We start from the raw sequence: 10,825 nt of genomic DNA, 5'->3' as shown, positions 1-10,825 counted from the left end.
AATGCTCGAAATCGTGGAAACTCGGATACCCCATCGCCGACGGATTCTCGGTGAACGTCAACGAATGCACCCCGCGCGCGGCGTTGCGGCGGATCTCAGCCGCACACGCTTCGGGGTCCCAGATCACCGGCAACGTCATCGGAATGAACCGGGCCGGATACGCCCCGCACCATTCCTCGACGTGCCAATCGTTGTAGGCCTGCACCAGCGCCAGCGAGAACTCCGCATCCTCGGTGGCGAACAACCGGCCCGCAAACCCCGGGAACGACGGGAAGCACATCGAGCCCAGGATGCCGCCGGCGTTCATGTCCTTGACCCGCTCATCGACCTGCCAGCATCCGGGCCGGATCTCATCCAAGCCCTGGGGCTCCAGGCCGTATTCCTCCTTCGGGCGCCCCGCGACCGCGTTGAGTGCGACATTCGGGATCACCACATCGCGGAACTGCCACGTGTCCGAGCCGTCCGGGTTGTGCACCAACCGCGGCGCCTCATCGAGGTACTTGCGCGGCAGATGATTCTTGAACATGTCAGGCGGCTCGACGATGTGATCGTCGACGCTGATCAGGATCATGTCCTCTTTGTTCACAACGGCACTCCTTTGTGCTGGTGACCAGATCGTGCTGACGATCAGATTAGGCCGAAGAAGTTCTTGGCGTTGGTGGACAGCACCTTGCGTTTGGTTTCCTCGTCGAGTCCTTCGGTGGCCTTGTTCGCGACGTCCGTGCTGTGCGGCCAGTTGGTGTCGTTGTGCGGGTAGTCGGTCTCGAACATCAGTTGGTCCTCGCCGACGAGGTCGAGGATGCGGAACGCGACCGGGTCACCGAAGGTGGAGAACCAGATCCGGCCGGGGACCTGCGTGCTGGGGGGCTCGGTCAGCAGCGGGTGGATGCCGCCCCAGGCCCGGCGGTCCTCCCAGACTTCGTCGACGCGTTGCAGGTAGTACGGAATCCAGCCGGCCTGCGCCTCGGCGAACGCGATCTTGAGCCGGGGGAACTGCTTGAGCTTGGCCGAGAACAGCCAGTCGACCAGTGCGATGGTGCAATTGACCGCCATCAGCGCACTGGTCACGACGTGTGGTGCGTCGGGTGAGGACTTGGTCAGCGACGAGCTGGATCCGATGTGGAGCATGATGCCGACATCGTTACGTTCGCACGCGGCGAAGAACGGGTCCCAGTAGCCGCTGTGGATGGACGGCAGGTCCAGCCGGGACGGCAGTTCGGAGAAGCACACCGCCTTCATCCCCTTGGCCGCGACGCGGTCGACCTCGTTGGCGGCGAGGTCGACGTCCCACAGCGGGATGATGCCGAGCGGGATGAGCCGCCCGTTGGAACTCGCGCCCCATTCGTCGATCTGAAAGTCGTTGTAGGCCTTCACACACAGCTCGGCGAGCTCTTTGTCCTTACCGTGGAGGAAGCGCTGCCCGCAGAACCGCACCAGGGTGTTCGGGAAACATGCCGAGGCTTCGATCCCGGCGATGTCCATGTCGGCCAGACGGTCGGCGGGGCGATAGCAACCGGGCCGCATCTCGTCGTAGGTGATCGGATCGGTGGTCAGCTCGTCGAGGTCGTAGCCGGCCGCGGCGCTGATCAGCGGGATCGGGATGATCGAGTCCTCGTAGTGCCAGATGTCGGCATCCCGGCCGTCCGGATCGTCGATGAACGCGACATCGGAGGTGACGCTCGGATCCATGCGGCCGCGATGGCGCACGATCCGCGGCCCGGCGTCGTGGAATCGCTTGGGTAGCCGGCTGGTCCACAGGTCGGCCGGCTCCACCAGATGGTCATCCGGCGACACGATCAGGATGTCTGCGCTCAACGCTGCACTCCTCCGGGGACGGGCTGCGACACAGCCGCAAAACAATTGTTTCCGCAAATGAGAATAAGCGTTTTCACGCTACCGCATCGTTGTGCACCCGCGCGCGGGTTCGGCCGTCGCGCCGCGCACCGGTGACGGGGGACGGCCAGGTGTGGAGGTCCCGGCAAGATGCACGTGTCGGTCGGCAGCGTGTGTTCGACGGGGAACGCGTATTCTCAACCCATCATGACTGCGAAGAAACGCACCGAGCCCGACGTGAACGCTGACCTGGAGCTGGTCGAGGCCGAGGTCGAGGCCGGGATGCCGAGCAGCTGGCAGGAGCGCACCATCGAGCGTCGCCTCAGTCAGGCTCGTGCCCGTGCGCTCGCGCGCAGCTCGCGATTCCTGGCCACCGCACTTGAGCTCGTCGAGGAGTCGGGGCGGGCCGACTTCACGATCCAGACGTTGATCGACCGCTCGAACTTGAGCTTGCGCGCCTTCTACCAGCACTTCGCGGGTAAGGAAGAGCTGCTGCTCGCGTTGTACGAGAACGCCACCAGTCAGTTCACCGAGGGGATTCGTCAAGAAGTCGCCGCGGCCGCAGCCGACGGGCCGATGGCTCAGCTGGAGGCGTTCTGTCGCGGATTCCTGTCCCGCGCGGAGTCCTCGGAGGCGGTCGGCGGCCGGGTCATGACGATCTACAACCTCAGCTTGGAGATCGAACGGCCCGCGGACTTCGCGAAGATCTGGGAGCCGCACCAGAAGCTGCTGACCAAGATCCTGACCGCGTGCTCGCGCGCCGGCCTGGTGCGTGAGGATCTGACCCCCGCCCAGTTGACCACCCTGCTGAACTCCACGCTCGTCGCGCTGGCCCAGATCGGGGTGTTCCACCTGGGCGTCAAGGGCGCCGAACTCGAAGAGGACCAGCTGTGGGCGTGGTGCCTGCAGGCGCTGACCCCGCCTGCGGCTCCGGCGAAGAAGGCTGTCGCCGCCAAGGCGGCGCCCCGCAAGCGAACCCCGCGCAAGGCCAAAGATCTCACGGGGTAGACCGAGCCCGCGCTGGGCGATGTTGGTGCGCTGCACCTCGCTGGTGCCCGTATAGATCGTGGTCCCCAGGGCCGACGAAACCGCCCGCGACGCAACGCAACGCGCGCTGCACATCCACGGCGGTTACGGGCTCGGGATGGTGACGTCCATCGGTCGCGGGACGGTCGTCATGCCTCGGCACGCACCTGGTCTTTGACCGACAGCACGATGGGCGGTGCGGTGCGCCAGTTCGGTACACCCTGCTCCTCGCCGGCGGTCGCACGTTTGTCGTCGCGTACCCCGACCCAGTGCGAGTGGTTCAGTTGATGCAGCGTGAAGCAGGACTGCAGCGCGTTGTAGAAACCCATGTTGTCCACGGACTGGTTGACCGACTCCTTGATCAGCAGGGCGGCCATGGTCGGCACGGTCGCGATACGGCGCGCCATCTCCAGCGTGCGTTCGGGTAGTTCCTCGCGCGTGAAGACCTTGCTCACCATGCCCAGCCGGTAGGCCTCCTCGATGTCGATCGCATCGCCGGTCAGCATCAGCTCCTTGGCGCGCCGCGGGCCGAATTCCCATGGGTGGCCGAAGTACTCCATGCCGCACATGCCCAGCCGGGTGCCGACCACGTCGGCGAAGCGCACCTCCTCGCTTCCCACGATCAGGTCGCAGGCCCAGATCAGCATCAGACCCGCCGAGAACACGTCCCCGTGGACCTGTGCGATGGTGATCTTGCGCAGATTGCGCCAACGCAGGTTGTTCTGGAAGAAGTAGTGCCACTCCTGCAGCATGATCTTCTCGGCGCCCTCGCGGGTGCCACCGTTGATGGTCGCGGTCGGGTGCTGGTCCGGGCCGGGTGAGAACTCCGCGCGGGCCTGTTTGGAGCCGATGTCGTGGCCGGAGGAGAACATCGGACCCTCGCCGGCGAGGATGACGACGCGGACCTCGTCGTCGGCTTCGGCGCGCGCGAAAGCGTCGTCGAGTTCGACCAGCATTCCCCGGTTCTGGGCGTTGCGCTGTTCCGGACGGTTCAGCGAGATCCGGACGATCTGCCCGTCGTCGAACACCTCCCACGTCAAGAACTGGTAATCGGTCATCGGCTCCTCCATCGTCGCGCACTGTGGTAATGGTGTTATCCGTTAGTGAGAAGCTATGTTCTCACACATCGCTTCTTCGCCGGGGAAGGTGGACATGACAGAGATCCGACACAACCCGAAGGTGATCCTGTGGGGTCCCGGCCAGGTCGGGGTGGGTGCGCTGCGGGCGCTGATCGCGCACCCGGGGCTCGACCTGGCCGGCGTGGTCGTGCATGCCGAGGCCAAGGACGGCATGGACGCGGGCGCGCTCTGTGGCATGCCGGCCACCGGGGTGGTGGCGACGCGCGACATCGACGCGGCACTGGCCCTCGACGCCGACGCGGTGGCCTACTTCGCATCCGGGGATTACCGCTATCGCGAAGCCGCGCAAGACATCGCACGGTGCCTTCGCGCCGGCAAGAACGTCGTGTGCACGTCTCTGGTGCCGATGTGCTACCCGCCCGCGGCCGATCGTGAGACCGCCGAGCTCATCGAATCGGCCTGCGAGGAGGGCGGCACCAGCTTCTTCAACAGCGGGGTCGACCCCGGTTGGGCCAACGACGTGATCGCGCTGACCATGACCGGATTCAGTAGCCGGGTCGATACGATCACCATGCTCGAGATCCTCGACTACGGGCCCATCGATCAGCCCGACATCATGTTCGACTTCATGGGTTTCGGGCATCCGCCCGACCATCCCGCCCCGCTGTTCGACCCCGAACGTCTTGCCGCGCTGTGGGCACCCACCGTGCATCTGGTGGCCGACGGCGTGGGACTGCCGCTGGATCGTGTCGACACCACCATCGAAAAGTGGCTAGCCACACGGCGTTACGAGGTCGCCTCGGGATGGATCGAACCGGGCACCATGGGCGGGATGCGGTTCAAGTTGGCGGGGATCGTCGACGGGGAGCCCAGGGTGGTGTTGGAGCACATCACGCGGATGGGTGAGGAGTCGGCGCCGGACTGGCCCCGGCATCCGTCCCCGCACGGGGGCTACCGCGTCATCGTCGACGGGCTGCCGACCTACACCGTGGACATCGAGATGCACGGCCGCGGTGACAATATGCGCGGCCTGACCTACGCGACGGTGATGCGTGAGCTCAACGCCATCCCCGCGGTCATCGCGGCACCGCCGGGGCCGCTGTCGACGCTCGACCTGCCCCTGGTGACCGGACCGGTGCGCGGCGGGACCTGGCGCGGCGTGCTGCCGTCGACCCGTTCTGCCCTGCCGGTATGACCCGCGACGCGGTTCCGGCCACCTCCGACGACCTCTGGACCGTCATGAGCACGGCGTCCGCGGTGCGGCGATACCGCGACGATCCGGTCGACGACCGCGCGCTACAGCGGTGCCTGACCGCGGCGAGCTGGGCTCCGTCGGGCGGCAACCAGCAGCCGTGGCGCTTCGTGGTGCTGCGCTCCGAGGAGGCGCGCGCACTGATCAGCGCGGCCGCCGCGCGGGCGTGGGACAGCATGCGGGAGTTCTACCGGTTGCCCGATCTGGACGACGGGGCCACGGATCCGAAATCGCGGGTGCTGAGCGCGATGGCAGAACATATGCGTGCAGGCGGTTCGGCTCCCGCCCTCGTGCTGTTCTGCGTCCAGCCGCAGCCGGGGGCGTCCGACCTGCACCAGGGCGGCTCGGTCTTCCCGGCGATGCAGAACTTCTTGTTGGCCGCGCGCAGTCAAGGTCTCGGCGCGGCCATCACGCTGTGGCACAGCCTCTGCGAGGACGATCTGCGCGAGCTGATCGGAATCCCGCACGATTGGCAGCTCGCCGCGCTGTTGACCGTGGGACGGCCCCGCGGCGGGCACAAGCCGGTGCGGCGAAGGCCGCTGGCGGAGGTGGCGGTGGTGGACCGGTGGGACCGGCCCTGGACCGGCGCCGGTGCCGACACGGTCCGAGTGGACATCGCCGGGGCCAGTTCGTAGCCTTTCCCGGGGTATCGACGACGGGCCGGTGGCGGTCCACGAGTGAAGGACCGTGACCATTCGCAGGACCGGGGTGCGCTACGCCCTCAAGCGGACGACGTGCGGTTTTGCGACGGCTGTCCTGGTCGCGGCGATGGCCGTCGGCGGTGCGATCGCCGACCCGGCCGCCGATGCGCTCGCCAGGCTCAACGAGTTGTCCCAGCAAGCCGTACAGAGCCGGCAGGCCCTGACGACCGCCCAGTACGACGCCGAGGTGAAGTTCGCCGAACAGGCCGCCGCCGCCGAGCGCCACCGCGCCGACCAGGCCGCGCTGGACGCCGCGACCGCCGACGTCGCCGCGCTGCAGGGCGCGGTCGACCGCGTCGCCGCGATGGATTACATGAGCGGCAGCCGTACCGAGTTCGCCGCGCTGCTGACCGCGGCGTCCCCGCAGAAGCTGATCGATCAGCTCGCGATGCAGCGCACGCTCGGCACAAGGATCGCCGACCAGATGCGGGCCTTCCGATCGGCGCGCGAGCGCGCCGCCGGCGCCGCCCAGGCGTCGGAGAAGTCCGCCGCCGACGCCAGTGCCGCCGCCGAGGCCGCCGCCGCGATACGCGCCGAGTTGCAGGCCAAGCTCGCCGAGCTGCTGCAGCAGATCGCCGCGGCCGAAGCCCAGTACGCCGCGCTGACCCCGCAGCAGCAGGCGATCGTCGACGCCGCGCCGCCGCCGGTCGCGCTCCCGCCCGCGGCACCGCCGCCTCCCGTTCCGCCGATCGAAGCGCTGCCGGCGATCCCGCCCGGCGACGTCGCCCCGCCGCCGGCGGCGCCGATCCCCGATGTCCCCGAGGCGCTGCCGATGGGCGTTGCGGTCGAGGCCGGGCTGCAGCCGAACGCGATCCTCGCGGCGCGGGCCGTCAGCCAGCAGTTCCCGCAGATCGCGAACATCGGCGGGGTCCGTCCGGACTCCAAGCCGTGGCATCCCAGCGGTCTGGCGATCGACATCATGATCCCGAACCACGGCAGCCCGGAGGGCATCGCGCTCGGCGACCAGATCATGGCGTACGCGTTGGCCAACGCGGCCCGCTTCGGGCTGCAGGACGTGATCTGGCGGGGCACCTACTACACGCCGGCCGGTCCGCAGGCCACGGGATACGGCCATTACGACCACGTCCACCTCACGGTGACACCGCGCCGCTAGCCCCTCGCGCCTCACGAAAATCGACGCCGAAAAATGGCGCAAGCGCTTGCGTAAGCGCTTGCCTGGTGCTCTAGTGTGATGCAGAGCACAGCGGCGCGCCGGGCGTCGCATCGGCGACGGGAGTCTAGATGTTCGGGACGTTCGGGCACGGCAGCAGAATCTCGCGCATGGTCGGGGCCACGGTGATGGCGGGATCGCTGGTCCTCGGACTGACCGCCTGCGGCGGCTCGGGATCGGACGGCATCAAGGTCGGCCTGATCACCAAGACCGACTCGAACCCGTTCTTCGTGAAGATCCGCGAAGCCGCCAAGGCGCAGGCCGACAAAGACGGTGCTGAACTGATCGCGGTGGCGGGAGCATTCGACGGCGACAACGAAGGTCAGGTCGCGGCGATCGAGAACATGGTCGGTCAGGGAGTGAAGGGCATCCTGATCACCCCCAACTCCTCGACCGGTGTGCTCGACGCGATCGCCAAGGCCCGCGACGCCGGCGTCGTCGTCATCGCGCTGGACACCGCGACCGATCCCGAGGACGCCGTCGACGCGACCTTCGCGACCGACAACCTGGCCGCCGGGGTCAGCCAGGGCAAGTGGGTGCGCGCCGCACTCGGCGCCGCGCCGGCCCAGCTGCTGATGCTCGACGGCACCCCGGGCGGCACCGTCGACACCTTCCGGCACGAGGGCTTCCTTGAGGGATTCGGGATCGCCGAGGGCTCGCCCGAGATCGTCGGCCAGGAGAACACCAACGGCGACCAGACCAAGGCGCAGACCGCGATGGAGAACCTGTTGCAGCGCGCGCCGGGGGCCAACGCGCTGTACACCATCAACGAGCCGGCCGCGGCGGGCGCGTACCAGGCGATCCAGTCCGCCGGCCGCGAAGGCCAGATCGTGATCGGCTCCATCGACGGAAGCTGCACGGGCGTCGCCGACGTCAAGGACGGCAAGGTCGGCGCCACCGTGATGCAGTTTCCGGCGAAGATGGCCGAACTCGGGGTGCAGGCCGTGGTGAAGTTCGCCAAGGACGGCACCAAGCCCAGCGGATTCAACGACACCGGTTCCGAGCTGATCACCGACAAGCCGGTCCCGGGGCTCGACTCCAAGGACACCGCCTGGGGCGAACAGAACTGCTGGGGCTGACGTGTCGGAGTCATCCGCGACAACCGCGACGCCTCCCGCGAGACCGAAGGAACCGGCGGCCGACCGGTTCAACGTGGGACGCCTGCTGCGGGAACCGCTCGTCGGGCCGCTGATCGCGCTCGTCATCGCCGTCGTGGTGTTCAGCGCGATCTCCGACTCGTTCCTGAACCCGCAGAACGTCTCGCTGATCCTGCAGCAGTCGGTGGTCGTCGGGATTCTCGCGGTCGGGCAGACGCTGATCATCCTGACCGCCGGGATCGACCTGTCGATCGGAGCGATCGCGGTGTTCGGCACCATCGTGATGGCGCAGACCGCCGGCCCCGGGGGGCCGTTCCTCGCGCTCGCGGCGACAGTGCTGGTGTGCGTCGCGTTCGGCGCGATCAACGGTGGCCTCGTCACCACCCTGCGGCTGCCACCGTTCATCGTCACGCTGGGAACGTTCACCGCGATCCTGGCAGGAACCCGTCTGCTCGCGGGCTCGGAGACCTACCGGGTGGAGCCGGGGGTGCTGACGTTCCTGGGCACGTCGTTCCGTATCGGCTCGTTCTCGACGACGTACGGCGTGGTCGCGATGCTGCTGGTCTACGCGGTCGTGTGGTATGCGCTATCCCAAACCGCCTGGGGGAAACACGTTTACGCGGTCGGGGGCAATCCTCAGTCGGCGGACCTGCTGGGCGTCAAGTCCGGCCGGGTGCTGTTCTCGGTGTACCTGACCACCGGGGTGATCGCGGCGATCGCCGCGTGGGCCGCGCTCGGGCGCATCCCGAACGCCGACCCGAACGCGTACCAGAACGCGAACCTCGAGACGATCACCGCCGTGGTGATCGGCGGCACCAGCCTGTTCGGCGGGCGCGGCGGCGTCGGCGGCACCCTGGTCGGCATGCTGATCGTCGCGGTGCTGCGCAACGGGCTCACCCAGGCCGGCGTCGACAGCCTCTACCAGAACATCGCCACCGGAATCCTGGTGATCGTCGCGGTCGCGGTGGACCAGTTCGCCCGCAGGAGATCCCAGTGAGCACACCGGTATTGGAGGCCCGCGGGCTGGTCAAGCGCTACGGCCACGTCACCGCGATCGACGGGGCCGACTTCGAGCTGCGCGAAGCCGAGGTGCTGGCCGTCATCGGTGACAACGGTGCCGGCAAGTCCAGTCTGATCAAGGCGCTCGCGGGTGCGGTGGTCCCCGACGCGGGCGAGATCCGGATGCACGGAAAGGCCGTGTCGTTCAAAAACACCCGTGATGCCAGGGCCGCCGGGATCGAGACCGTCTACCAGGATCTCGCGGTGGTGCCGGCGCTGGATATCGCGTCCAACCTGTATCTCGGCCGCGAGGTTCGGCGTAAAGGACTGGCGGGCACGCTGTTCCGCCGGCTCGACATGCCGCGGATGCGGGAGGAGGCGTCGCAGCATCTCGCCGACCTGAGGATCGGCATCAAGTCGGTGGGCCAGCCGGTGGAGACGCTGTCCGGCGGACAGCGTCAGGGCGTGGCGGTGGCCCGGGCCGCCGCGTTCGGCCGCGGCGTGATCATCATGGACGAGCCGACGGCAGCCCTCGGGGTGCGGGAGTCGGGACAGGTGATCGACCTGATCAAGTCGATTCGCGACCGCGGGATCCCGGTGGTGCTGATCAGCCACGACATGCCGCACGTGTTCGAGGTGGCCGACCGGATCCACATCCACCGACTGGGGCGCCGGGCCGGGGTCGTCGACCCGAAGCAGCGCTCGATGTCCGAGGTCGTCGCGCTCATGACCGGCGCGGAGGAGCCGACCGATGAGGAACGCGGCGGTCTCTGAGCGGCCCCCGGTCGGGGTCTTCGTCGGGCTGGCCACCCTCGACGTGATCCACCGCATCACGAAACCCCCGGGGACGAACGAGAAGATCACCTCGACCGCACAGTTCGTCGCCGCGGGCGGTCCCGCCGCGAACGCGGCGGTCACGTTCGCGGCGCTGGGCGGCCGGGCGATCCTGGTGACGGCCCTCGGTGACGACCCGATCGCCGGCCTGATCCGTGCCGAACTCACCGCGCACGGCGTCACCGTCGTCGACGCCGCGGCGGGCACGGTCCGCTCGGTACCCGTCTCGGCGGTCGCGGTCGTCGAATCGACCGGGGACCGCTCGGTGATCTCGGCTGACGCGGTGAACTCCGAAGCCGCACCACCGGAAGACCTCGCCGGCCTGATCGCCGGGGCCGACGTGGTGCTCGTCGACGGCCACCACCCGCTGATGGCGCGCGCCGCCGCGGCACACGCGACGTCGTACCGCAAGACGCTGGTCGTCGACGCGGGCCGGTGGAAACCCGTGATGGCCGACCTGATCCCGCACGCGACGGACATGGTGTGCTCAGCCGACTTCCGCACCCCGGGCGCCGCGGACCCCGCGGCCACCGCCGAAGCGCTGATCGGCGCCGGGGTCGGCACCGTCGTGATCACCCACGGTGGCGATCCCGTCGAATGGTGGGCCGGTGGTGATTCCGGGTCGGTGGCGGTGCCGCCGGTCGACGTGGTCGACACCCTCGGCGCCGGCGACGTGTTCCACGGCGCGTACGCCTACCACGCGGTCGGCCCCGATGTCGGGGTCGCAGAGGGCATCTGTCGCTCGGCACGGGTCGCGGCACTACGGTGTTCGGTGATCGGCCCACGGGCCTGGCTGAGCAAACTCGCCGGTGAACAGACGCGAAAGTGAGACG

Annotated in this window: 11 protein-coding genes; 8 read left to right on the top strand and 3 right to left on the bottom strand. The window is 68.4% G+C overall.

The genetic code is table 11. The features are described from left to right. Both BST38_RS12245 and BST38_RS12240 read right to left on the bottom strand, forming a co-directional pair. Positions 1 to 586: amidohydrolase family protein (locus BST38_RS12245; RefSeq protein WP_165761583.1), on the bottom strand; the 586-nt coding region annotated here is incomplete at its 3' end. A gap of 41 nt (positions 587 to 627) precedes the next feature. After that, a complete protein-coding gene (locus BST38_RS12240) occupies positions 628 to 1,815 on the bottom strand; it encodes an amidohydrolase family protein (RefSeq protein ID WP_083143548.1) in 1,188 nt (395 codons plus the stop codon). 225 nt (positions 1,816 to 2,040) lie between these two features. Between BST38_RS12240 and BST38_RS12235 the strand changes: the two genes are divergently transcribed. Further along, positions 2,041 to 2,841: a TetR/AcrR family transcriptional regulator gene (locus BST38_RS12235; protein WP_083143547.1), complete on the top strand. Its 801-nt coding sequence runs from the start codon at positions 2,041 to 2,043 to the stop codon at positions 2,839 to 2,841. A 167-nt stretch (positions 2,842 to 3,008) separates the two neighbouring features. Here BST38_RS12235 and BST38_RS12230 read toward each other — a convergent pair whose 3' ends face one another. Next, positions 3,009 to 3,917, bottom strand: a complete 909-nt coding sequence (locus BST38_RS12230; protein WP_083143586.1) for an enoyl-CoA hydratase — start codon at positions 3,915 to 3,917, stop codon at positions 3,009 to 3,011. A gap of 121 nt (positions 3,918 to 4,038) precedes the next feature. On the opposite strand from BST38_RS12230, the gene BST38_RS12225 reads away from it, so the two are divergent. The 7 genes from BST38_RS12225 (at position 4,039) to BST38_RS12195 (ending at position 10,821) form a co-directional block, all read left to right on the top strand. Beyond that, positions 4,039 to 5,133: an NAD(P)H-dependent amine dehydrogenase family protein gene (locus BST38_RS12225; RefSeq protein ID WP_083143585.1), complete on the top strand. Its 1,095-nt coding sequence runs from the start codon at positions 4,039 to 4,041 to the stop codon at positions 5,131 to 5,133. Beyond that, positions 5,130 to 5,825, top strand: coding sequence for a nitroreductase family protein (locus BST38_RS12220; RefSeq protein ID WP_237160755.1), 696 nt, complete (start codon positions 5,130 to 5,132; stop codon positions 5,823 to 5,825). Before BST38_RS12225 ends, BST38_RS12220 begins: the two co-directional genes overlap by 4 nt. Before the next feature lie 52 nt (positions 5,826 to 5,877). Next, positions 5,878 to 7,005, top strand: coding sequence for a coiled-coil domain-containing protein (locus BST38_RS12215; protein WP_181791983.1), 1,128 nt, complete (start codon positions 5,878 to 5,880; stop codon positions 7,003 to 7,005). A 128-nt stretch (positions 7,006 to 7,133) separates the two neighbouring features. Next, positions 7,134 to 8,141 (top strand): substrate-binding domain-containing protein, encoded by a 1,008-nt coding sequence (locus BST38_RS12210; protein ID WP_083143546.1) that lies wholly within the window; start codon positions 7,134 to 7,136, stop codon positions 8,139 to 8,141. 73 nt (positions 8,142 to 8,214) lie between these two features. Then, the gene (locus BST38_RS12205; protein ID WP_237160753.1) at positions 8,215 to 9,156 is read left to right on the top strand and encodes an ABC transporter permease; all 942 of its coding nucleotides are present in this window, start codon (positions 8,215 to 8,217) and stop codon (positions 9,154 to 9,156) included. Continuing rightward, entirely contained in the window at positions 9,153 to 9,932 is a 780-nt protein-coding gene (locus BST38_RS12200; RefSeq protein WP_181791984.1) for an ATP-binding cassette domain-containing protein, read from the top strand. The genes BST38_RS12205 and BST38_RS12200 overlap by 4 nt, the downstream gene beginning before the upstream one ends. Then, positions 9,910 to 10,821, top strand: a complete 912-nt coding sequence (locus BST38_RS12195; protein WP_083143544.1) for a PfkB family carbohydrate kinase — start codon at positions 9,910 to 9,912, stop codon at positions 10,819 to 10,821. The genes BST38_RS12200 and BST38_RS12195 overlap by 23 nt, the downstream gene beginning before the upstream one ends. Positions 10,822 to 10,825: the final 4 nt, after the last annotated feature.

Origin of the sequence: Mycolicibacterium parafortuitum, from assembly GCF_002086815.1 — a bacterium.
GTDB classification, from domain to species: Bacteria; Actinomycetota; Actinomycetes; order Mycobacteriales; family Mycobacteriaceae; genus Mycobacterium; species Mycobacterium parafortuitum.
This window is presented reverse-complemented; position numbering and strand designations above follow the sequence as displayed.